Origin of the sequence: Siccirubricoccus deserti, from assembly GCF_014283215.1 — a bacterium.
GTDB classification, from domain to species: domain Bacteria; phylum Pseudomonadota; class Alphaproteobacteria; order Acetobacterales; family Acetobacteraceae; genus Siccirubricoccus; species Siccirubricoccus deserti.
Genome location: NZ_JACOMF010000054.1, coordinates 1 through 22260 on the forward strand (window position 1 = coordinate 1; position 22260 = coordinate 22260).

General features: G+C 66.1%; 20 protein-coding genes and 8 pseudogenes. 11 read left to right on the top strand and 17 right to left on the bottom strand.

Features of this window, described 5'->3' with window-relative positions:
• Positions 1–418: integrase core domain-containing protein (locus tag H7965_RS24285; RefSeq protein WP_186773160.1), on the top strand; the 418-nt coding region annotated here is incomplete at its 5' end.
• 198 nt (positions 419–616) lie between these two features.
• Positions 617–1612 (top strand): Bug family tripartite tricarboxylate transporter substrate binding protein, encoded by a 996-nt coding sequence (locus H7965_RS24290; RefSeq protein WP_186773161.1) that lies wholly within the window; start codon positions 617–619, stop codon positions 1610–1612.
• Between the two features lie 91 nt (positions 1613–1703).
• Here the strand turns inward: H7965_RS24290 and H7965_RS24295 are convergent, their stop codons facing one another.
• Positions 1704–2885 (bottom strand): phytanoyl-CoA dioxygenase family protein, encoded by a 1182-nt coding sequence (locus tag H7965_RS24295; RefSeq protein ID WP_186773162.1) that lies wholly within the window; start codon positions 2883–2885, stop codon positions 1704–1706.
• A 266-nt stretch (positions 2886–3151) separates the two neighbouring features.
• Between H7965_RS24295 and H7965_RS24300 the strand changes: the two genes are divergently transcribed.
• Entirely contained in the window at positions 3152–4009 is an 858-nt protein-coding gene (locus H7965_RS24300; RefSeq protein ID WP_222440787.1) for an LLM class F420-dependent oxidoreductase, read from the top strand.
• A gap of 243 nt (positions 4010–4252) precedes the next feature.
• On the opposite strand, the gene H7965_RS24305 is transcribed toward H7965_RS24300, so the two are convergent.
• From H7965_RS24305 to H7965_RS24315, 3 genes are read right to left on the bottom strand one after another with little or no spacing between them, the layout of a single operon-like run.
• Positions 4253–5074 carry a segregation/condensation protein A gene (locus H7965_RS24305; protein WP_186773163.1) on the bottom strand — a complete coding sequence of 274 codons (822 nt, stop codon included), beginning with the start codon at positions 5072–5074 and terminating at the stop codon, positions 4253–4255.
• Positions 5064–5696, bottom strand: a complete 633-nt coding sequence (locus H7965_RS24310; protein ID WP_186773164.1) for a hypothetical protein — start codon at positions 5694–5696, stop codon at positions 5064–5066. The genes H7965_RS24305 and H7965_RS24310 overlap by 11 nt, the downstream gene beginning before the upstream one ends.
• Entirely contained in the window at positions 5693–6697 is a 1005-nt protein-coding gene (locus H7965_RS24315) for a site-specific integrase (protein ID WP_229682768.1), read from the bottom strand. Before H7965_RS24315 ends, H7965_RS24310 begins: the two co-directional genes overlap by 4 nt.
• 212 nt (positions 6698–6909) lie before the next feature.
• On the opposite strand from H7965_RS24315, the gene H7965_RS24320 reads away from it, so the two are divergent.
• Both H7965_RS24320 and H7965_RS24325 read left to right on the top strand, forming a co-directional pair.
• Positions 6910–7275: a hypothetical protein gene (locus H7965_RS24320; protein ID WP_186773165.1), complete on the top strand. Its 366-nt coding sequence runs from the start codon at positions 6910–6912 to the stop codon at positions 7273–7275.
• Between the two features lie 932 nt (positions 7276–8207).
• The gene (locus H7965_RS24325; protein ID WP_229682767.1) at positions 8208–9152 is read left to right on the top strand and encodes a replication protein RepA; all 945 of its coding nucleotides are present in this window, start codon (positions 8208–8210) and stop codon (positions 9150–9152) included.
• Positions 9153–9198: 46 nt separating this feature from the next.
• Here the strand turns inward: H7965_RS24325 and H7965_RS24330 are convergent.
• The 5 genes and pseudogenes from H7965_RS24330 to H7965_RS24345 form a co-directional block, all read right to left on the bottom strand.
• Positions 9199–9816: pseudogene (locus H7965_RS24330) on the bottom strand (IS5 family transposase); the annotation flags it as partial.
• Between the two features lie 19 nt (positions 9817–9835).
• Positions 9836–10042, bottom strand: a pseudogene (locus H7965_RS32045) (transposase); the annotation flags it as partial.
• Positions 10043–10302: 260 nt separating this feature from the next.
• Positions 10303–11331 (bottom strand): plasmid partitioning protein RepB, encoded by a 1029-nt coding sequence (repB, locus tag H7965_RS24335; RefSeq protein WP_186773166.1) that lies wholly within the window; start codon positions 11329–11331, stop codon positions 10303–10305.
• Positions 11328–12545: a plasmid partitioning protein RepA gene (gene repA / locus H7965_RS24340; RefSeq protein ID WP_186773167.1), complete on the bottom strand. Its 1218-nt coding sequence runs from the start codon at positions 12543–12545 to the stop codon at positions 11328–11330. The genes repB and repA overlap by 4 nt, the downstream gene beginning before the upstream one ends.
• 289 nt (positions 12546–12834) lie before the next feature.
• Positions 12835–13555: pseudogene (locus H7965_RS24345) on the bottom strand (IS6 family transposase).
• A 221-nt stretch (positions 13556–13776) separates the two neighbouring features.
• On the opposite strand from H7965_RS24345, the gene H7965_RS24350 reads away from it, so the two are divergent.
• Positions 13777–14073: a hypothetical protein gene (locus H7965_RS24350; protein WP_186773168.1), complete on the top strand. Its 297-nt coding sequence runs from the start codon at positions 13777–13779 to the stop codon at positions 14071–14073.
• Positions 14000–14209, top strand: a pseudogene (locus H7965_RS24355) (transposase); the annotation flags it as partial. The gene H7965_RS24350 and the pseudogene H7965_RS24355, both read left to right, overlap by 74 nt.
• A 186-nt stretch (positions 14210–14395) precedes the next feature.
• On the opposite strand, the gene H7965_RS24360 reads toward H7965_RS24355, so the two are convergent.
• The gene (locus tag H7965_RS24360) at positions 14396–14644 is read right to left on the bottom strand and encodes a hypothetical protein (protein ID WP_186773169.1); all 249 of its coding nucleotides are present in this window, start codon (positions 14642–14644) and stop codon (positions 14396–14398) included.
• 139 nt (positions 14645–14783) lie between these two features.
• Positions 14784–14921, bottom strand: a pseudogene (locus H7965_RS24365) (IS256 family transposase); the annotation flags it as partial.
• Positions 14922–15111: 190 nt separating this feature from the next.
• Between H7965_RS24365 and H7965_RS24370 the strand changes: the two are divergent.
• Both H7965_RS24370 and H7965_RS24375 read left to right on the top strand, forming a co-directional pair.
• Complete coding sequence (locus H7965_RS24370) at positions 15112–15840, top strand: GAF domain-containing protein (RefSeq protein ID WP_186773170.1); 729 nt, start codon at positions 15112–15114, stop codon at positions 15838–15840.
• Between the two features lie 12 nt (positions 15841–15852).
• The gene (locus H7965_RS24375; RefSeq protein WP_186773171.1) at positions 15853–16479 is read left to right on the top strand and encodes an ATP-binding protein; all 627 of its coding nucleotides are present in this window, start codon (positions 15853–15855) and stop codon (positions 16477–16479) included.
• A gap of 97 nt (positions 16480–16576) precedes the next feature.
• Here H7965_RS24375 and H7965_RS24380 read toward each other — a convergent pair whose 3' ends face one another.
• Complete coding sequence (locus H7965_RS24380) at positions 16577–17020, bottom strand: hypothetical protein (protein ID WP_222440789.1); 444 nt, start codon at positions 17018–17020, stop codon at positions 16577–16579.
• 21 nt (positions 17021–17041) lie between these two features.
• On the opposite strand from H7965_RS24380, the pseudogene H7965_RS31260 reads away from it, so the two are divergent.
• Positions 17042–17425 (top strand): annotated as a pseudogene (locus tag H7965_RS31260) (hypothetical protein); the annotation flags it as partial.
• Between the two features lie 328 nt (positions 17426–17753).
• Here H7965_RS31260 and H7965_RS24395 read toward each other — a convergent pair.
• The 4 genes and pseudogenes from H7965_RS24395 to H7965_RS24410 all read right to left on the bottom strand — a co-directional run.
• Positions 17754–19085 (bottom strand): Coenzyme F420 hydrogenase/dehydrogenase, beta subunit C-terminal domain, encoded by a 1332-nt coding sequence (locus H7965_RS24395; protein ID WP_186773174.1) that lies wholly within the window; start codon positions 19083–19085, stop codon positions 17754–17756.
• Positions 19086–19203: 118 nt separating this feature from the next.
• Entirely contained in the window at positions 19204–20274 is a 1071-nt protein-coding gene (locus tag H7965_RS24400) for a polysaccharide pyruvyl transferase family protein (protein ID WP_186773175.1), read from the bottom strand.
• 137 nt (positions 20275–20411) lie between these two features.
• Positions 20412–20669, bottom strand: a complete 258-nt coding sequence (locus H7965_RS24405; RefSeq protein WP_186773176.1) for a hypothetical protein — start codon at positions 20667–20669, stop codon at positions 20412–20414.
• A gap of 118 nt (positions 20670–20787) precedes the next feature.
• Positions 20788–20952 (bottom strand): annotated as a pseudogene (locus tag H7965_RS24410) (IS3 family transposase); the annotation flags it as partial.
• Between H7965_RS24410 and H7965_RS30470 the strand changes: the two are divergent.
• Positions 20945–21817: pseudogene (locus H7965_RS30470) on the top strand (Mu transposase domain-containing protein); the annotation flags it as partial. The pseudogenes H7965_RS24410 and H7965_RS30470 sit on opposite strands and share 8 nt — an antisense overlap.
• A gap of 12 nt (positions 21818–21829) precedes the next feature.
• Here H7965_RS30470 and H7965_RS31265 read toward each other — a convergent pair.
• Positions 21830–22260, bottom strand: a 431-nt coding sequence (locus H7965_RS31265) for a transposase (protein WP_390624600.1), incomplete at its 5' end; no start/stop codon positions are given.

Here is a 22260-nt window from a genome sequence, read left to right on the forward strand (position 1 = left end):
GGACTGGGCGACGCGGAAGGTGCTGGCCTGGCGGGTGTCGAACACCATGGAGGTGGAGTTCTGCCTCGAGGTGCTGGAGGAGGCCTTGGGGCGGTTCGGGCGACCGGGGATTTTCAATACCGACCAGGGCAGCCAGTTCACCTCGCCGCGGTTCACCGGCGTGCTGCAGCAGGCCGGAGTGCGCATCTCGATGGACGGCCGTGGCCGCTGGATGGACAATGTCTTCATCGAACGACTATGGCGCAGCCTGAAGTACGAGTGCGTCTACCTGCACGCCTTCGAGACCGGCTCGGAGTTGCGGGCCGGGTTGTCGAAGTGGATCGGCTACTACAATGCCGGACGCCCACATAGCGCGCTGGCCGGGCAGACCCCCAACGAGACCTATGGGGCGGACGAGATGGCCAAATTGGCGGCCTGACGACAACCAGGACCGAGCTTATCCAGGCCGCCAAACTGTCCGACCGATGGGGACCACTTCAGGCAGCCGCCCCGATCTGGTTGCACAAGGTAGCCATTTCACCTCACGGCAAGGCGGCCGATCCCGCCCGGCTCTGCGGCCCGGTTATGCAGCCTCAGCAATTGTTCTAGGCTGACAAGAACACAGGAGGAGACACCAATGGTCATCAAGCGGCGAGCCCTGCTGGGCGGACTTGCCGGTGCGCCGGCGCTGGGCCTTAACCAAGCCAGCGCACAACCGGCCGCATCCGACTCAGCAGGGCGCTTTCCCGACCGGCCGGTCCGCTTCGTCGTGGCCTATGCCGCTGGTGGGGCTGCCGACAACCAGAACCGGCTCGCGGCGCAGAAGCTGACGGAAATCTGGGGCAAGCAGGTCATCGTCGAGAACAAGCCGGGCGGCAACACGCTGATCGCCACCGAGACGGTCATGCGTGCCCCCGCGGACGGCCACACGCTGCTGAGCGTGTCCCTGCCCTTCGCGCTTAATCCCCTGATGTTCGACCGTTTGCCCTACGATCCCTTCCACGACTTCATGCCGGTGGGCCTGATCTCGACCATCCCGAATATCCTGGTGGTACACCCGTCCTTCCCCGCCAGGAATGTCGCGGAGTTCGTCGCCTACGCCAAGGCGAACCCACAGAAGATCGCGGTCGCGCATACCGGGATCGGTTCCGTCACCCACCTGTCCGGAGAACTGCTGTACGACATCGCAGGCATTGAGGTGACAACGGTCGCTTATACTGGCAGCGCACCGGCGCATATCGATGTTCTGTCCGGCCGCGTGCAGGCGATGTTCGACAGCAGCATGCTGCCGCATATCGCAGCGGGCCGGGTCCGGGCACTCGGCGTTACCTCGAAGCAGCGGGTCGCCCTGCTGCCGGATGTCCCAACTATCGCTGAGCAGGGCTTCCCGGACTACGACGCGGTCGCCTTCTATGGGTTGGTAGCGCCGAGAGGCACACCACCGGAGATCGTGGAGAAGATCTCCGCCGATCTGCGGACCGCCGTACAGCAGCCGGAAACGCAGGAGCGCATGAAGACGCTGACATTCCTGCCCGGAAACACGACACCGGCGCAGTTCGATCAGTTCATCCGCAACGAGGTATCCCTCTGGGGCGATCTGGTGAAGCGGCGGAAGATCCAACCGGGCTCGTAAGGCGATTGAAGCGCAGCCTCCGTGCCGGCGGCTCCAACCACGAGGGGTTGGAGCGATGCGCAAGGAGGCTGCGGAGGTGGCGGTGCCTGCCTCAGATGGACAGGTCCTTGGTGTTGTAGTCGCGGATTACCCGGTCAAATGTCTCCGGCGTGAACCGGAACTGATCCTGGAGCCCGGCGAATGGCTGGTAGCTGAATACCGGCTCATCCGGAAAGGCCTGGTGCCGTGCATCAATGGCGACCTGGATCACCGCCGAGCGGTCGAACACCCGCTGTTCGTCGTAGACTGCGTTAGTGTCTGCGATCGACAGTGCAGCCTTCTGGCCCAGCACCGACTTGCGCCGGTGGAAACCGAAGGTCAGCGATATCCGCAGATCAGGCGAGCTGTTGGCGAAAGAGCCGTGCACCGCCTGCCGGTTGACAATGGTCACGTCGCCAGCCTCGCAAACCAGCGGCACGGCGCCCGGAAGCTGTTCGCTGCCACCATTGGCTTCGACCATCGCCTTGATATCGGCCTTTCCCAGCTTGTGCGAACCCGGGAGGACCCAAAGGCAGTTTGCCGGCGTCGTCGGGTAGAGTTGCACCTGAAAATTGAAGCCGTGAATCCCTTCATCCCAATCGGGCGAGTTCCAGTGGGTTACGCCGTCCTGATGCCAGGCCACGGAGCCGCCGAGGCCCGGTTGCTTCACGAAGATCGCGTCGTTGAAAGGTACGAAATCAGGGCCGTTGATCGACTGCGCCGTGGCCAGCAGTTTGGGGTGCCCGTACAGGCGCAGGCCTGAGGGCATCGACTGGCACATGGAGTACATCAGGAACACGACATGTTCCGGCGCGCCCTCATCGGGCTTCGGCTGAGACATCTTCGTGGGATGCCGCCCGTTCAAAAGCTGCGTGCCGCCCCAAGGGTCAGCCAACGGCTTGGTGAAGCGATAGGGCAGCCGGGCATAATCGAGGCCGAGTGCCCGGCGGCCTTGCGCATCGACTGTTGCATCCGGCCCGACCGGGGCGCGCGCCAGCATCTCCTGCGCGTCGGCACGCAAGGCTTCGACTTCGGTTGCGTCGATAACCCCTTCGAAGATGTAGTAGCCGTGCCGCCAGTAGGCTGCCTGGATATCGGGGTGCAACGTCCCATCGTCGGTGAGCCGCAATGGCCCACGATTGCCGATCTCGGCCGCCAGCCGTTCTCCCGCTGCGCGATAGGCACTCATGCCGGCGGCATGCTCGGCGCGAGAGGGGCTCTGCGAAGACGTCACAGGTTCGGCCAGGTCGCTCATGTCTCGTGTCACCTCCCAATGTTCCAGCTTCGCCGTTGAAAGGCCGATCAGCTTTCGGCCGGCATCATGGGCCAGCTCTATTGCTTTAATCTAGAGCAGCTTCTTCCCCAAAGGCACCCGATACCCAATAAAGCCGCTGGGACCGCGCCGCGTTCGGCAGCCGTATGCGCGCCGTCAATCTGCGGGATTGGCATCGGCCGAATTCCATCCCTTGACGGCTCTCCCTCCATCTGCCGCACAATCCCACAGCACCCGGGGGGAGCGAGATGCTGAAAATCGGCGCCGTGATGTTCTTCACGACGGACTCCATGCAGCCTGCAGAGCTCGGCCGGGCGCTGGAGGAGCGAGGCTTCGAATCCCTCTGGGTGCCTGAACACACCCACATCCCCTCATCGCGCAAGACGCCCTACCCTGCCGGTGGCCCTTTGATCCGGCCATACTACGACATCATGGACCCCTTCCTGGCGCTCAATGCGGCGGCGACGGTCACGACGCACCTCAAGATCGGCACCGGCATCGCCCTGGTCACGCAGCGTGATCCGATCGTCACTGCGAAGATAGTCTCGACCATCGACCAGCTGTCGGCGGGCCGCTTCCTGTTCGGCGTCGGCAATGGCTGGAACCAGGACGAGATCGAAAACCATGGCACCGACTTCGCCTCCCGTCACAAGCTGGCGCGCGAACGGATCGAGGCGATGAAGGCGATCTGGACACAGGAGGAGCCTGAGTACCACGGCGAATTCGTGAACTTCGACAAGATGAAGCAGTGGCCGAAGCCCTACCAGAGGCCTCATCCCCCTGTCATTGTTGGCGGCGCCTTCCCCTACGCTGCCAAGCGGGCCATTCGCTACGGCGACGGGTGGATTCCCCATGCCGACCGGCTGGAGAAGGATGGCGTCGGCCTGCTGATCAGCAAGTTCCGTCAGATGGCGGTCGAGGCAGGACGCAACCCCGCCAGCCTGCCGATCACCGTCTTCCGTGTCCCTGAGGAGATTGATCGGTTGAGGTTCTGCGAGGAGGCCGGCATCGACCGCATCGTGTTCAGCCTGCCGGCCCAGGGACGGGATGCGCTGATGCCGATCATCGACCGTTGGGCCGAGCTCAAACATCGGATGGGCCGCTGAACCGGTCTGATCGAAATTTCCGATATGCCGGGCTTTTTGCTGAGCCGGAGCGCTATGTTCCGGGCCACTCTCCGGGAAGCGAAGGATGCCGGGATCGCCTTCGTTGGGGCGATCGTCACCGACAACGCCGACGCAGCCTCGCCGATGACCCAGCGCCAACGCGGCCACCTCCGGGGAGAACGCGCAGGTCCGTCATTTCAGAGGCTGTGGCTGCCGGCCTCTGCACCCGAGCGGAGGCGCACCCTACGCCGCTGCGCCAACGGCGTCTGATCTGGCCGCGTTGACCCGGATCTCGCCGAAGCCCTCCGGTTGGTCGAGGGCGACCGCGCCCTCCCGGCTCAGCTCCAGCCCGGCCATGAGGGTGCTGGCCAGCGCCGCTCGGCGCTGCAGCGTGGCGGCAGGCCCCTCCCCCACCGGCGGCAGGAAGCGTCCCAGCGACGCGCCGTCGGGCAGGTCCGGCAGCAGCCGGCGCATGCGGTCCAGCGCCTCCGGCACCCGCCAGAGCGGTGGCGGGTTGGACCGGTAGACCCGCTCGCGCTCCGGCAGTTCCAGCAGCTTCAGGCAGGCCCGCAGCAGCGCGGTGACGTCTGCGGCCGGCAGGCTGCCCGCGTCAGGCTCGGCAACGCCGCGGCCGAACACGTCGCGGCCGAGCTGCAGCCGTTGCTCCAGCCAGTCCGCCAGCCGCAGCGCCGCTGCCCGGTCGGCCAGGCGCCGGCGCAGGTCCTCGGCCTCGCGCCGGGCCGCGACGTTCTCCGCGGCCTCGGCCGGCAGCAGCAGCCGCGCACGCAGCGCCACCAGCCAGGCCGCCATGATCAGCCACTCGGCCAGCCGGGGCAGCGGCACCGTTCGAGCGGCGAGGGCCGCCTCCACCACCACGGCGAACTGCGCCGCCAGGGCGGTGATGGACAGCTGCGCCAGATCGACCTTCTGCGCCCGGGCCAGGTCCAGCAGCAGATCGAGCGGGCCCTCGTAGGCGCCAAGCTGCAATGCCGGCGCACCGCTGTTGCCGACCGCGGCCTGGGCCTGGTCGACGTAGCGGTCGGCGCGGTCGGGCTCAGGGATCATCGTAGAGCGGCCGCACCTCGATCCGCAGCCCGGGCCAGCGAGTGCGCAGGGCAAGGATGGCCTGCCAGGGGGTCCAGTCGGCCGCCCAGAAGCCCAGCCATAGCAGGCCAGGGTCGATTGGCCGCGGCCGTCCAGGTACCGGCACCGGCAGCTCCACCACCTGGCGCAGCGCCTGGGTGGTGCCCCAGTGCGCCCATAGCCAAGCCAGTGCCTCAGGGTGCTCCGGCCCCAGGTGCAGCAGCCGCTCCGGGACCGGCAGCAGCCGGTGCAGGTCGAGCGGGCAGGCCCGACTCGCGGCAGCACGTTCAACTGCAAGCCGTTGGCGCGCCTCCGCGGCCTCCTGCAGCTGGCTGGCGAGGATGCGGGCACCCTCCAGGCTGAGGCTGCGCCGCTGCGGCGCCGGCGGCGCCACCAGCAGGTGGAACCAGTCCTCCGCCGCCGGGCCGAGATCGTGCTGCCAGGGAATGACGCCAGCCCCCGCCGCCGCCGTCCGGAAGGCCGTGACCTCACCAGGATCCCCGGTCACACGCAGGTGGTGATAGAGCCAATCCGTGTGCACCGGCACGAGGCGGTCGGCGGCCCCCTCCCCTGCCCGATCGTCGACGGCCGTTGCCCGGCTCACAGGTCGAGCAGCTTGACCGCGCTGTCGGTGACCAGCTTGGCCCGCCGGACATAGCCGCGCATGGTCTTCAGGTCGCGGTGGCGGGTGTGGTCCATCACCTGCTCGTCGCGGGCGCCGGCCATGTAGGCCTCGGTGACGAAGCCCGCCCGCAGCCCATGTGGCGACAGCCGTTCGCCGGCCGGTACGGTCACCTTGGCCGCGGCGGCGCGCTTCAGCAGGATGTCGCGCACCGCGTCGCTGCCGAGCCGGCTGTGCTCGATGTTGCCCCAGCGGTCGACCTTGCGGAACACCGGGCCGTACTGGCAGGCCGAGGCCTCCAGCCAGGCCTCCACCGCTCGCACTGGGCAGGTCTCGCGGCGTTTGCCGCGGCTGAGGCCGAGCTCGACCCCCTTGCCCTCCTGGTCGGTCTTGGAGCGGGGCAGCAGCAGCCGCAGCCCGGTTTCGGTGAAGCGCAGGTGCTCGCGGTCGAGGCCGACCAGCTCGCTGCGGCGCAGCGCCCCGGCAAAGCCCAGCAGCAGCAACGCCCGGTCGCGCAGCCCGGCCAGGTCGCCCGGGCAGGCGGCAACCAGCTTCTTCAGCTCGACCGAGGTCAACGCCGCGGCCTGGCGGCGACGGCTGCCATGCTGGCGGTAGATGCCGCGCAAGGTGCTGCGGATCGCCGGATGGCCGGCCGACCAGGCGAGCCCGCCGAGCCGGTGCGCATGGCCGATGGCGGCGAGCCGCCGCTCCAGCGCCGAGCGGGAGTAGAGCGGCGCCATTGCGGCGAGGTAGGCCGCCACCGCGGCCGGCTCGGCCGGCAGCGGGTCGCAGCCGGCGTCGCGGCACCAGCTGGTGAAGTGGGCCCAGTCGGTCGCGTAGGCGCGCCGCGTCTCCGGCGCGAGGGCATCCCGGGCATAGGCCTTGGCGGCATCGAGCGCCGCGGCCGCCGCCGGCGGCACCGGCTGGCGTGGCTCAGGCCCGGCGACCACCGGCGCAGTCGTCGCCGCCTCCAGCTCAGCCAAAGCCCCCCTCCCCTACAACGCCCCAGGCCCGGAGTCTGGCGGTTTGCCGCAATTGCGGCAAGCCTCGCCTCACCCGCGGTAAGGGGGGTTTATCGCGGGTGAGGCAGCAAAGGCTCAGCGGCCGAGGATTATTCAGAATTCGCGCCATCGGCCTGTTTGGCCGGCCAGGGTGCAGCCGATCGGTTTCCGGACCAGCGGGGCAGAACTCGGGGATGGACTGTGTTGCCTTCGACTCGTCCGCTGTGGCGGAGCGCACGGCCCAAGGCTATCGCCGCTTCCGCTGCTGGGAGTGCGGCAAGCGATCCAATGAGCGCAGCGCCAGCCTGCGGCCCTTCGACGGCGGACCGGTGCTGCCGCATTGGATCATCGAGTGGGACCGGTTCGGCGGCACCTCACCGCATCCAGAAACCACGCTGCCCGGCAGGAAGCCGGACGTTGCCCCGACGATCCTGCCGGCGCGGCTCGTCCGGAAGCTGGACACCAGCCTCGCGCCGACGCTCGGCAACCTGCCGAATGAAGGCAATGAGCTGAAGGAGGGCCCGAGCGACGCGGAGCTGGAGGGCCTGCGGCGCTGTTGAAGCATCTGGCGCGCGCAACCTGCAGCGCGGCTATCGGCTCTCCCTGCCGACCGGCAGGCGCTTGCACAGGCCGTGAGATCGCTCCGCTCAGCGAAGAGAATTGCGAAGAAGCCGCGTTGAAGCCGTGGTCCAGGCATTGAGGCAGGGCGGCTTCTTCGAGTGCACCCCGCTCTGGTATTACGTGCTGAGGGAGGCCGACGTGCGTGAGGGCGGCCTGCACCTTGGGGAGCTCGGCAACCGCATCGTCGCGGGAACCATCATTGGCGTGCTGGTGACCGATGCCGAATCTTACCTTTTCGGCAGCCGGAACCTGGACCCGTCGGAGTCCATGCCAGTGGCCGGCGGACCGCTGATGCTGCCTGACGGGCGCATGATCCAGACGATCCATGATCTGCTTCAGTTGCAGGGGCGGAAGTCCCGACATCAGGCTGAGCCTTGCGGGCGGTGCATGGCGCTGACCACGCTGTGCACCGCCCAATCCACAAAGCCGCAGCGCCGAACACCGGGCTGGACAGCCCGGCTCCGGCTGAGCGATTACGCTCCCAGGCACGCCGTCCGGCACGACCGCGACCGGACAGCAGCATGGCCGTGGACTTTGGTGAGGTCGATGGTGTCACCTCGGCACTCCAGCCAGCCGCAACCGGCGAAACCAGCCCTGAGCGGAAGTCCCGAGTCGCGGATCCGAGGCGCACGAGTCGTGTGGACCCTGGTGAGGCCCACTCACAGGCGGTCCGGGGACATTGGTGAGGCTGCCGTGGACTGTGGTGAGCACCGGTCGACGGCAGATCAAGGGCTTAGCGAAGTTATCCCGTGGAGTCTGGTGAGCCAATTCTAATAGTAGAAACAAATATCTTCCCTAGTAGTCGCCTCACCGAAGTCCACGGCGACCGCATATGCCATGCCGTGCAATGAATGGCTCATGGAGGTCCATGATGGATCCGACGGAGCCTGCGATGGGCACTGTGCACGAGCTGCTGGAAGCGAGGGGCAAGCAAGGCGCCATTGCCGCAGGCATCGACCGCGACCTGGTGGAGGCCGCCGCCGCCTATATGGGCGACGAGGATGGCGCGCTCAACTTCGTCTACAGTGGCTGGGCGCAATGCGCTCTGCCACACCGGCGGTTGCCGGATGATCAGCCTTGGGAGATAGCCGCGGAACGGGTGCGGCTGGTGGTCGAACCCGGCCGACGTCCGCGCGCCGGGGACGGGCCGTTGGAATTCCTCGGCGTACCCTTCGGCAGCCATGCCCGGCTCATCCTCCTTTACCTGCAGACCGAGGCCTTGCGCACCGGCTCCCGCGAGGTCGAATTGGGACGTAGCCTGCGCGACTGGCTAGGCCGCATCGGCGTCAGCGTCGGCGGCCGCACCGGTACGCTTGTGAAGGATCAGGCTGAACGCATCTCTCGCTGCCGGCTGACCTTTCACCTGCAGGGTGGCAAGTCAGCCGGGCTGATCAACCAATCCATCGTTGACCGCGCCTTGTTCATTGAGGATGAGCGGTCGGGGCAAGGGCGGCTGTCGCTGGAAACCGCTAAGCTGTCCGAAGGCTTCTTCGAACAGCTGCGACGGCATCCGGTACCACTTGAGGAGGCGGCGATCCGGGCGCTGTCCAATAACCCTGCGGCACTGGATACCTATCTCTGGCTAGCATACCGGCTGCACGCGCTGCCAGGCCCGAAGCTGGTTCCCTGGCGCGCCCTCAAAGGCCAGTTCGGTGGCGGGTACAAAGAGCTGTACCACTTCAAGAACAAATGGGCTGGCGCCCTGCAGATGGCGTTGGCGGTCTACCCGGCGGCGAAGGTGGATGTCGTAGATGACGGCGTGCTGCTGAAGCCATCCCGCCCGCCAGTGTTGCCGAAGGTGCCTGCGGTCCGATAAGCGGCGGATCAACCCGGACGGAAGCGCTTAGACCCCGTTTGCGAAGTCATGGGGCGGTTAGTCGCCTGCGATTGGGATGGGCGAGGCGGTGCAGCATGAGGCGGATCGCGGCCAGGGTGACCATCGCCTCGGAGACTTCAGGTAGCGCCTCGTAGTCCTTGGACAGCCTCCGCCAGCGGCCGAACCAGCCGAGCGACCTCTCCACCACCCAGCGGCGCGGCTGCACGACGCAGCCGGTGGTGCCGGCGGCGCGGCGGACGATGATCAGCACCAGCCCTGCCAGAATGCAAGCGAGCAAGGCCGCAAGCCGATTATAGATGCTGTCGGCGAACAAGACCCGGAGCCAGGCACAGAGCGGTTTCACCCGTTTCAGCAGATCGCCGAGGCTGTCCGCATCCTGGATGTCGGCTGCATGCACGATCACGCCCAGCAGCAGCCCGTCGGTGTCCACCACGATGTGACGCTTGCGCCCCTTCAGCCGCTTGGCGGCATCCCATCCGCGCGGGCCGCCGCTCTCCGTGGTCCTCACGCTCTGGGTGTCGATGATTGCAGCCGTGGGGCTGGCCTCCCGCCCCGCACCCTCGCGCAGCGTGACCAGGAAATGGTGGCGGATGCTCTCCCACACGCCGTCCCGCAGGAAAGCGCGCAGGTAACCATACACCGTACGCCACGGGGGGGAAGGCCGGAGGCGGCGGCAGGTGCCGCCACTGGCAGCCGGTGCGCACGAGGTAGAAGAGCCCGTCCAGCAGGTTCCGGATGTCTGTCGTGCGCGGCCGCCCGCCCGACTTGGCGGGCGGGATCAGCGGCTTGAGCAACCGGAACTGGTCATCTGTCAGGGTTTGGCCGGAGCCAAAGTCCCCAACCAGTGCGCGATCGGCCGGCGTCCACATGGCGGTATCCCAGTCGGAAACCGCCCGCAACGCCGCCCGAGAGGCCAGGATCAGCCCGTCAAACCAGTGCTCTCACCCCTTCGCAAACGGGGTCTTAGAACGCGGCAAGAGCCAGGCTCATTCAGAGCCCCGCTACGATCAGGATGCGCTGAGGCCTTTGCTCACCAATGTCCACATCCGCCCGCGCCGCACGCCCGCGGCTCGGCCCGGCGGGCCACCTCACCAGAGTCCCCGCACTCCGCCAGAGCGAGAGTCTCGGCTCACTCGACCGGACGCTTCGGCGCAGCCTGCTCGGCCTGGAACTCCGTCACCAAATCCCTGAGGCGCCCCAGCAGATAGCCCGAAAGCCCGGCCGGCGCCGATTTGAGGATGGTGAAACGGGTCCCGCTGTCGAGCTCTTCGATATGGATGAAGGACATGCCGTCTCGGATCGGAGACACGGCCGCGGCAGGCTCCGCTGCCGCCTCGCTGCGACACTGCAGGGCGGCATAGACCATGCTGAAACGGGTATCGGAGGGTGCCGCACGAAAGTCCTCCGTTTCGGTGATTCCTACCACCGGATCCAGGGCGCCGTCGGCGGCGGCGAATTCGGCCATCGCCATCCAGCGCGGCCGGCCGGCCCGCGGCGCCGGTCCGATCGCCCGCACCAGCCAGCGCGGGATCGCCCGGGCAACGGCCAGGTAGCGCGTCATCTCCGCAGGATGTGCGGCAAGCGCGGCATGCAGGGTCGCCCGATCGAAGCCGCGCGCCTCCAGCTCCGCCGCGAACATCGCACGCTCGATGAAGGAAAGGTTGCGCCGCTCGGCGTTCTCCTTGCCCTGAGCGATGACAAGCTCCGCATCGGTGAGCGGGCGGATGATGGCGCGAACCGCGATGCTAAGCTCCGCCGCGGCTGCGAGGCGCCGATGCCCATAGGCCACCTGATACCGCCCCGCCGCTTCCGGATGGGGCCGCAGCAGGATCGGCACCTGCTGGCCCGAAGCGCTCATGCTCTCGACCAGACGGCGGTAATCCGCATCGCTGGTGCGTGCGATTCGGTCTTCGGCGAAGGAGGGATCGACGCTCGCGGGGTCAATCTCCAGCACGGCCTGGCCATTGCGGCTCTCGCGCTCCAGCACCTCGGCCCGTTTGGCCTCGTCCTGCAATCGGGACAGGTCGATCCCCATGGCACGCACCGCGCCAGAGGGAATCCGGCGGCCCCCGGCATCAGCCGGGCGCAGCTCGACGGGCGGCGCCTCCACGGCCGGATCAGCCACAAGGAGATCCTTCAGCATTTGCTTGCGATTCATGCAGTGCGCCCCCAGCCACGACGGATGAGCTGTTCAATCTCGAGATTCACGGCATCCAGCGCTTCCAGCGCTCGGGCGTAGCTGCCCTTGGCGCCCCCTTGGCGACCGATCTCGTAAAGTGTCTGCTTGGTCAGGCCGGCATCGGAGACGGCGGTGGATTTCAGCATGGCATTCGTCAGCACGCGCTCTCCGAACAGGGTACGGAGGAAGCCAACGACCTGGGTCTGCGGCCCATCCTGCGGCTCGTAGCGGGTAACCAGGTAGCGTAGGAATCGATAATCCAGGGTGCCGCCGCCATGGCGGACGACCTCCAGCAGATCTGAGGTCATGAATAGGAACTGGCCCATGCTGGCGACATCCAGCATCTGCGGATGGATAGTAACAATGACCCCCGTCGCGGCGCAGAGCGCGCCGAGAGTCAGGAAGCCGAGCTGCGGCGGGCAGTCGATCACCACCACGTCGTAACTCGCGGCCACGCTCCCCAGCACCTCGGCGATGCGGGTGAAGAAGGGGCTGTCCATTGAGCGCCCGCCACGAGCCAGGATGCGGGGTGTGTCGTGCTCGAACTCCTGCAGCTCGAGGTTGGCAGGGACTAGGTCTAGGCCGTCGAAATAGGTCGGCCGAATTACCTCACGCAACGGCCGCCGCTGCGCGTCGTAGCGTAGCGCGGCATAGAGCGTGTCATTCTCCTCCAGATCCGCCTCTGGCTGGATGCCGAACAGGGCGGAGAGGCTCGATTGCGGATCAAGGTCGATCGCCAGGACCCGGTAGCCGCGCAGCGCCAGGTACTGTGCAAGATGGGCCGCGGTGGTCGTCTTGCCGGACCCGCCTTTGAAATTGGTGATGGCCAGCACCTGCAACGCCTCGCCCTCTGTCCGGTGCGGCTCGTAGCTGCGGCGCTCGGAGGCTGAGAGGAATCGACGCAACGCATTGACCTGCGCGAGTGAGTAGGAGCGGCGGCCACGAATGCCGGTTTTCGGCTGCGGCCCTTGGCCGGCGAGGGAGAGTTGGCGGAGATAGGCGTCCGTCACGCCGATCAGTGCTGCTGCCTCGCCACTGGAGAAGTGCCGTAGCGTCTTGGTCGATCGCGGCGGAAACAGCTTGGCCCGCATCGAGGCCAGCTGCCCGCTCAGGGCCAGCGCATCCTGACGGATGATGCTGTCGAGGTGAATTTCCGGATCCTCCGCATCGGCTTCCGGGGGAGCGTGATCCATCTACGGAACCTCGAGCCTATTACGGCTTATATCCGTAAGGCATGGCGCTGCAGGTTGTAAACATCCGATGGCTCTCCGTTGACAGCTGTCAACGTCACCCAGGTTCCTTCCGAGGCGCTAATGCACGGGGAAGGTGGGGCCGACCATGCCTGCTACGCGCTGATAATACCATGAAGCACGACTGGAGACTGGCTTCGCTGCCCGGATCATGCGGTTGAGCACTTCGGCCGCGAAGGCAGCTTCGGGCATTGTCGCGTTGATTAGTGATCGAGCGAGGCTGAGCGCGCGATCAAACTCGCGCGTCCTCACGCGGCGAAGTGGGCGCAAGTCTCCTGGCGCCAGATCTCAAGGCCTTGGCGCAAGCACAACAGTGCTGGTCTGCGTTCATCAGATGGCGCCGTGGACGGAAGTGGCTATAGATGAATGCATGCGCCGAGAGGAACCGCTGCGCCTGCTCGGCTGACTTGAATCGCTGCATTTGCCTCTCGCGCCGACGCGTCGGCCTGTGGGAGTTCTCCGCCCGGTTGTTCAGGTAGCGGCTGGTCCGGTGCTGCACCCCGGCAGGACCTCCCGCTTTGCCGCACTGTAGCTACGCAAGCCATCGTTGACCAAGCGCCGCGGCTTGTACCGCTACCCATGCAGCAGCCGCTTAAGAAGTGCTTGGCCGCGGTGGCGTTCCGGCGACCTTGCACCAGGATGTCGAGCACGACCCCATGCTGGTCTACGGCGCGCCAGAGGTAATACAGTGTGCCGCCGATGCGCAGGAACACCTCATCGAGGTGCCGGGTGTCGCCTGGTCTCGGCCTCCGGCGCCGCAGCCTGGACGCGAAGTCGTGGCCGAACTTCAGGCACCATCGCCGGATGCTCTCGTGCGCGACCGTGATGCCCCGCTCGGCGAAGATCAGCTCGACATCGCGCAGGCTGAGGCTGAAGACGTGGTACAGCCACACGGCATGGTGGATGATCTCGGCCGGGAAGCGATGGCCAGGATAGGTCGTGGGCTCGGACATCATCGTCCCAGCTTCGCTCAAACGGCCCCTTCAGACCCACGGGCCTTCAACGTGACAATGCCGCCCGGCATCGTGGCGCTGTCTCCACTGCGACGGGGCTGCGCTATAAGCGGCTGGCGCCTGGGCCCGCCTTCACAGCTGCGGCGCAGAATGCCCGGCTGGCTGCGGCCGGCGAGCCGGCGCCGGACGTCCAAGGCGAACTCATCGCTACACCTTCGGTCGTGGAGCGGCGCCTGCGCCAGCGCATCGGTCAGCTGATCGCGGCGCAAGTGGTCGAGGAGGAGGAGGAAGGGCTGCGGCTGCCGCGTGGGCAGGGCAACTACCACCGGCTGAATGCCGTGCTGAAGCGGGTCATGGGTGGCAAGGGCCGCGGTGAGATGACGCTGGACGAGTTGGAGGCTACCAGGGCCGAAGTTTCAGTCCGGGCTGCGGGCTGTCTGCAGTCGGATCAACCTCGAGATCGTCAAGCGCTCCGATCGGCACAAGTTCGTCGTGCTGCCGAAGCGCTGGATCGTTGAGGGGACCATCTCGTGGCTGAACCGCTGCCGTCGCTTGGCAAAAGACTGGGAGTGCCTGAACCGCACCAGCCTCGCATTCCTGCGCTGGGCCTCCGTTCGCCTCATGCTGCGAAGGCTCTGCCAGACAACAACATGATCCCGGACAGACACTGATTCATTTATTCCGCGTCAGATCCTTGGCGGGGTCGGCGGCAGGTTGCCGCCTTTAGAATGGAATGGCTCCTCCCTGGTGCCCCAGGGCCCCAGCGCATTGCGCGGCGGCCCGTAATGGGTATTGCCGGGACCGGCCGCATTGGAGCCCTGCGGCGCTGGTCTTCCTTGCTCATCGGCCACCCCGCTTCTGCGACCCCGTCGCGGCGCCGCCGGTCTCGGCATTGCTGGCGCCCAGGCTGCCGAGTTCCGGCTTAGGCCCGCCGCCCGGGATCATGCCGCCGGGGTTGTGGCCGGACGCGATGCCGTGCCCGCCACCGCCCGTTCCGGGCGATTGCCGCGGCGTGGACATCCCCTGCCGCGCCAAATCCTCCGCGACCGGCATCTCCGGTACTTTTCGGTCGTCCTGATTGTCTGTCATGGCACCACTCCTCCGTGACCTGCCCTGGCCTACCAACGTGGTCCGCGCGGCCGGGATGTAGGGTGCAGGCGTAACATCAGGGATCATGTCCCCGGGCGTGGTGTAGGAGCGGTGTTCCTCGGCGGGCAAGGCCGCCGGGTCAGGCGGCCACGGCTGGCAGGCTACCCGGAGCAGTTCGCTCAGCGGGCTGATGGTCTGCAGCGTCATGTAGCGCGCGCTGGGTGGCCCACTCGTCGGGCTGCTCGAGGAGGATGGCGCCGATCAGCCTGATGACAGCCTCGCCGCGGCAGACCCGCTCATGCATCGCGCGCCGTGCCGTCCGGTGCTCGGGGGCAAGCAGGCCGGAAAACGCATCCGCCCTCGGCCTTCGGACATGAGAGTGGCCAAAACCTGACGATTGGTACCCAGCAGGCCTGTGTGGGACCTGAGGCCGGCAAACCTCTGGCAGTCGAGGCGGTTGATAGCCCATGGCCAATGATCACCCCTCACCGGCGCCGACCACCACACACACTATGGTCGAGGAACTGCGGCGACTGCGCCTGCATCAGCGCATCCTGCGCGACTTTGGTCAGATTGCGCTGGAGAATTTAGAGATCGGCCCGCTGCTGCAACGCGCGGTGGCGCAGGCCGCAAGGGCGACCGGCGTCGGCCATACCAAGGTTATGCGCTACCGGCCCGAGCAGGGCGACCTGCTGATTGAGGCCGGGGTGGGTTGGAAGCCCGGCGTGGTTGGGGTAGCCCGCTTCGGCACCGACTTGGACTCACCATCGGGGCGCGCGCTTCAGACTGGCCAAGCAATCCTGATCGACGACATCCGTGGCCATCCCGAGTTCCGCCTCCATCCGGTAATTGCAGATCACGGCATTGTCTCGCTGCTGAACGTCCCCGTCACCTTCGGCAACATGATTTGGGGTGTTTTGGAAGCCGACAGCGAGCTGCCCGGCCACTTCAGCGAGGCCGACGCCGAGTTCTTGGAGACGTTGGCCGCCTTGCTGGCCGGCGCCCTTCAGCGCCTTGCGGCAGTGCAGACAGCGGAGATCGCCGCTGCAGAGGTAGCGGTGCGCGCAGAACGCCGGGCCGTGCTGCTGCGGGAGTTGCAGCACCGAGCTAAGAACAATCTCGCCCTTGTGGCAGCCATGCTTGCGCGCACGCGCCGCGTTACCATCACCGAGCAGAACGCGCGTGCCGCCGAGTAGATGGGGCAACTCATGCAGCAGGTCACCGCCATCGCCCTAGCGCAGGACCGCCTCTCGGCGATGGAGGGCGGCGGCCCCAGGGACGGGACGACCACTGACCTCTCAGGCTATCTAAGGTCATTGCTCGGCAGCCTAGACCTGAGCCTCGGCAGCCGGGTGGTCGTGGAAGCCGAGTTGGATGCCTGCGCGCTACCTTTCGACAAAGCCGTGGCCGTGGGCCTTGCCGTCAACGAACTGGTGACCAATGCGGCCAAGTACGCGTACCCGGAGAACGAGGATGGTGGCATTGTGCGCGTCGTGTTGCGTTGCAATGCGAGCAGGGCCGAGGCGTCGCTCACGGTTTCCGACGACGGGAGGGGGATGAACCCGCAAGCGGAGGAGGCGGCGCAGCGTGCAGGCGGCGGGCAGGGTTCCGACCTTCTCCGCCACCTAGCCCGGCAACTCGGCGGCGAAATCGAGCGGGGACACCGGAGCGTGGCACCAGTATCACCCTCCGTTTTCCCCACGTTGTGTGACGCCGTTGCACCGGTCTCCCTGTCGTCCGTCTCGCGCGCGCAGGCAATGAGGCAGTGGTTGAATGGCGGCACTCGTGTGGTCAGGCAGTGGCCAAAGGTTCCATCCGGGCGGACAGTTCGATAAGCCGCACCTATCGCCGGTGAAGCGATGCCCATATTCGGGGGGCGCTCCGGGGCCGTCTGGCCGCCAGACAAAAGGATGCCGCCGGAGGTGGTATCTTTCAGGCCAGGAATTCGCCTTGGAAGCCGAGCGCGGCCAGCCGCGGCAGCATCGGCAGGACGCCCGCGCGGTCGTCCGTGTTGGCCGGTTGCAGTTCGAGCAGCGATCCGTGCCTATCGCAGACCGCGACCAGCTTCACGCCCTTGACCAGCTTGCCACCGTCGATGCAGCGCACCCAGGCGGTCGGGGCTGACCGCAGAGAGCGGCTGTCGGCCACCACTGCCGAGGGCGGAACCTCGCCGCCGCAGGCCAGGCGCCAATTGAGCGCGAGACGTTGGCCTAGCCGGCGCAACAGTTCCAAGCGCGTCCAGCGGACGAAGGTGCTGTGCAGGGCGATGAAGGGAACACCTGAAAGCCAGCCAGCAACGCACCACTGCAGGCTGTCCGGCGTAGGGGCCCATGAGACAGCTGAGGCGGGTTGAGAAGCGGAGGATTTCTGGCTCACCGTACCCGCCAAGGAGTGAAAATGAGGCAGAAATCCTCCGCCCTCGTCGCCAGGGTTGGTACCGCTGGGGCCAAGCCGCCTGCCGAGCAGGTGGCCCGCGGCATCCGGCGCGCGACCTGCACACAGCATTCATCCGAGGAGAAGATCCGGATTGTGCTGGAGGGTCTGCGCGGTGAGGACAGCATTGCTGCTCTGTGCGGCCGCGAAGGCATTGCCGAGAGCCTGTACTACTCCTGATCGAAGGAGTTCCTGGGTTCGGCGCACTGCGCCGGACGGCAAGTGGCGCCTGGCGGGCGACACGGCCGCGCTGCGACAACTGACGAGGTCAAGGCCCTGCGCCAGGAAGCGCGCAGGTTGAAAGAGGTCGTGGCCGGGCAGGCGCTCGAGCTGCGCCTGCTGAAAAAACCGCTCTACAACCGGCTCCGGACGGTGTTCGCCGACAGCATCTACAACCGGCTTACCGCCCTGCTCGCCTGCCTCCTGACGGGGCTGGTGCTGACCATCGTTCGCCGCTTCCCGGGCACGATCGGCTGCGTCGTGCAGCCGCGGCGCTGGGTGGTCGAGAGGTCGCTCGGCTGGTTTGGCCGATGGCGCCGGCGGGCCAAGGCCTACGAGGCGTTACCCGAGGTCCCCGAAGCGAGGGTCACCCCGGCCGCGATCCGCATGATGCTCCACCGCCTCGCTCACCCCAATCCCAGGCGACTGCCCGCCTCATGACTTCGCAAACGAGCTTTTAGTCGTGAAGATCAGCGCTCGTTTTGGAACGAGGTGACAAAGATGGAGCCGCAGCCTGAAGACGATCGATTGCCGCGCCAATCTTCCCTCGTGAGTATGCAAAGCCTTGGTACACAGCCAAGCCCGTTCTCGCCCAGCGGGTGTACAAACCCGGCTTGTTCAGGAGCCTGGCGAGGAAGAATATCCGGTGGCTCCAGTAGGTAATCTGTCCACGCAGAAGGTAGACGGCCAGACGGCGTACAGACAAGCGCGGGGGCAGAGGCGCAATCCGTTTCCTCGGGCGCACGCCGAATCGCCTGCGACTTAGCCGCAGAGCCAGACCCTCGCGCCGTTGGCGAAAACCCGCAGCCTGAGTTTGGTGCACAAAATCGGCGTCAACGGCTTTGAGGCATAGTTCACCGGCCGCAAAGGCGCTACGAACGATGCGATCTAGGACGGGCGATCGTATGACAACGACATTCGTCCCTCGTCCGTCTGACGAATATGGTTCGATCCAGGCGTCTCCGAAAGAAATATCCGCCGTCTCAGCAACGACATCATCACAGAAATTACAGGCGGAGTTCTGAAAGAAGCCGGCTCCCCAGTCGCCGTCGACAAAGTGCCACCAGTCCTGCCGTCGCTCCCCGCCGGTCTTCAATCCGATCCGGGCGGTGTACCAATTAGCCGGCCGGGATGGATCCTTGGCGCGGAAATCGATATTGTCCACTGCTTGGATCTGCTCGCCCATTTGCCAGGCGAAACTCTCGACCATGCGGGCGCTCTTCATGTGTCCGCAGAAGAGCCCGAGCGTGAAGACGACCCTCTCCCTAAGCACCGGATCCTCAGCGCGGAGCAGGTGGATCGCCTTGATGAAGCACGGCAGGCCGACCACGGCATAGCGTCCAGGCGTGAATCGTATCGCCTTAATCACTTCCGAGAGTTCGATTGGATAGTAGCGGGACTTGGCGCCCGCCCGCAGGCTGGCTTCAGAGCGGGATATGACATAGCGAAACAACGGGGCGCCTTCATCTGGACTGGGCGTCGCCGCCACATGCGCAACCGCGTCGATCAGACCGCGGCGCATCAGCTCCATCGCCGTCCAGGTCACCATCCCGCCCGAACTACCGAAGGCGCGCAGATCCCCCTGCTCTACGTGACCAACATAGGCCGCTTCATAACGGCCGATCCGGTCGTCGAGGTTGCGGGCCATCGGGAATTGCACCTGCGCAAGTTCGTCCTCGTTGTAGGCCGATGGTGAGAAGGGACAGGTCCTGGTGAAAGCTTCGCTTCGGCGTGAGAACCACTCGCCCGGCCCGTGCGGCTTCAGCTGTCCATAGGGATCGAACCTCATCCCCGCGCCTTCGCGCCCCGCTTGCGCTACGCAAACGCCGCAGCCAATGCAGAGCCCAGATGTGACAATATCGCGGGGCGCCAGTGGAGGAGGGCGGAGCGAGTTCGACAACCCTTGGTCATTTGAAGGCATGGTCAAGATAATCGGTGGAGCGTCGGCGAAGTTCGTCGATGCGAATGTGGATGGTAGAGCTCAAAGGCTCGTCGAGGGCACGATCAAAGTGCGCTTGGGGGGCCTCTTGGGTGACGAGATGATCGTGCGCACCCACCGTGGCGACCAAGGCGGCCACCTTGTTGGACCGGTACTCGCTCGGGGCGCATACGAAGGGCTTGGCGTTCAGCAGGGCGAACACGCAGCCGTGAAAGAAGTTGGTGGCAACCGCTCTCGCGTTCGCCATCGCCTGGGCGAATTCCTCTGGCCCCGTCGTGAGGCGCTGCTCGTCTGCCCATTCGTTGCGGTAGCCCAGGCTGATCAGATGCACGCCGCGGGCATCAGCCCAGGCCCTCACGGATCGCATGTACCAATTGGGGAAGCCGTGGCCATAGACGACCGCCTGGTTCCGCCGCCCTTTGATGGGCTCGCGCCGGCAGACGGTGTCGAACTGCAGGCAGGGGTCGAGAACGAGCGCAGGGTCCAAGTTCAGCGACTCTTGGATGAGGCGGCGTGAATTCTCATCGCGGACCCCGATCGCGGTAAAGCGCCTGAGCCGGCTTGCCCATTTCTCCTCAAGCGGCGATTTTGTTTGGTAATTGCCGAAGCTAGCGGCGTACGAGACCAGACGCTTCGCCTTCAGGCCTTCGCCAAAGAAAAGCGGATAGCCTGCGTACCAGGGATGGTAGAAGTTCCAGACCTCATCGCTACCAACCAGAACAACATCGACAGGCTCCATGTCGGCTGGATCCTCGATGGAGAATGGGCGCGACAAGGGCAATGAGGCAAAGGCCTCGAAGAACTTACGTGCCTTGGCTGCGTACAACGGATAGTCCGACCGCAGCGTTGGAGTAGGCAAAGTCGGTCGGAGGGCGCATTTCCACTCAGCCCGGTTCACCTGATTGGATTGATGGTCCAGAAGAACCGCCTCATGTCCTCGCTGCCGCAGTCCCTCGACGATGGCTCGCGCTTGCCAATAGGAGCCGTAGTTGATGCAGCGATGGAAGGTGAGGATACCGACCTTCTGTGATCTAGGCATTAGAGCAGATCATAATCATATTGGTCTCTAATCAGAATTGGTCTTGCAAGCATGTTCCCGTGACAAGGCCACCCTACATTAACTCGCGCATCGCCGTCTGGGAGACGTTTGCTGACGGCGCCCGCCCTATACGAGAATCAATACTTGCGACTGACCAACTTGTCGAAGAGATCGTCTTTGTTCCAGAGCAGTTCAAGCTCTCTTTTGCCGAGCCACTCGAACCACTTGCCCCAGGGCAGCTCCCGAAGCTTGGCGTCTCTCTCGTCGAAGTCGATACGCAGCACCCCCGGGTCATCGCCCCTACCCGTGCCTTCAACGTACGCTGGGCGGCCGTTGTTCTTTTCCACCCAGCGGCGGATCTCGTCATGATCAGTGATTGCGGTGGCTGTGCTCATGACACGGTCCTCCGTGCTTCGCTGTCCGAGTTGAACGACGGGGGGCGCGGCTCAGTTTCGGTTCGGCTTTTGCAACGGGTGAACCGCCCCGGGTTCACCGGAGGCTGGTGGGCTTGAGTCAGGCCGCCATGGCGGCTGGCTCGAGCTGAGCGTAGTAGCGCGCTTCCGCCCCGGCGGGCGGCATGTTGCCGATCGGCTCGAGAAAGCGGCGGTTGTTGAACCCGTCGACCCGCTCCAGGGTGGCGTATTCAACCGCCTCCAGCGAGCGCCAGGGGCCGCGGCGTCGGGTGTACGACAACACCAAGCTGGCGGTGGTGCGCATCCTTGGTGATGGCAAGCGGCAGCGCACCCGGGTCTTTGCCGAGTTGCAGTCCCACTACCTGTTCGCCGATCGCTTCGGCCGCCCGGGCAAGGGCAATGATAAAGGCAAGGTGGAGGGTCTGGTCGGCTACGCTCGGCGCAACTTCCTGGTGCCGGTGCCGCAGGTCGAGAGCTTCGCCGCTCCCAACAGTGACCTCGAGATGCGCTGCCGGGAGCGACAGAATGCGCGGCTGCGCGGTCATGAGGAGACCATTGGCGAGCGGCTGGCGCGGGACCTCGAGGCGATGCTGCCGCTGCCTGTCGCGCCCTACAAGGCCTGCGAGAGGCGCAGCGCCCGGGTAAGTTCGCTGTCACTGGTGCGCTACCGCGGCAACGACTACTCGGTGCCGGTCGCCTATGGTCACCGCGAGGTCCTGGTCCGCGGCTACGTCGAGGAGGTGATGATCGGTAGCGGCGCGGCGGTAATCGCCCGGCACCGCCGGTCCTACGAGCGCGAGGACGTGCTGCTCGAGCCGCTGCACTATCTGCCGCTGCTCGAGCGCAAGATCGGCGCGCTGGACCAGGCGGCCCCGCTCGCCGGCTGGGAGCTGCCCGATGCCTTCCTGGTGCTCCGCCGATTGCTGGAGGCGCGGCTGGGCAAAGCGGGGCGACGGGAATGGGTCCAGGTGCTGCGGCTGCTGGAGGTGTTCAGCCTCGAGGAGGTGCAGGCGGGGGTCGCTGAGGCGCTGCGGTTGGGCGCCATCGGCTTTGATGCTGTCAAGCACCTGGTGCTGTGCCGGGTTGAGCGTCGGCCGCCACGGCTGGACCTCGAGGTCTATCCCTATCTGGTCGGCCGTGAACTACGCAGCTTCAGGCGGCCAAGGCCTGGGCTGATGGCCCTCTCTGCTTTGTTGGGATGGCCACAGCCGGCCGAGCAGGCACGCCAAGAGCCAGGCGAGCCAGGCGCGGAGCAGGCGCAGGTTGTGGCCCGCGGCGGCGAGGGTGACGTTCGCAGCGTCGCCCTCCGTGCCGCGCAGGAAGTTGCGACCGAGATGACCGTCGCTCTTCATGTGGCCGATGACAGGCTCGATGGCGTTGCGGCGCCGCCGCTCGCGGCGGATGGTCGGGGTGATGCCGCGCTTCTGGCCCGAGACGAACATACGGGCCTTGTCGGCATCGTGGCCGCAGTAGCCGCGATCGACATAGGCGCGCTCGATCTCGACCCCGGTGAGGCGCTCGGTCTGGGCGATCTGCTCGGCCAGGGTGTGGCCGTCATAGGGGTTGCCCGGCA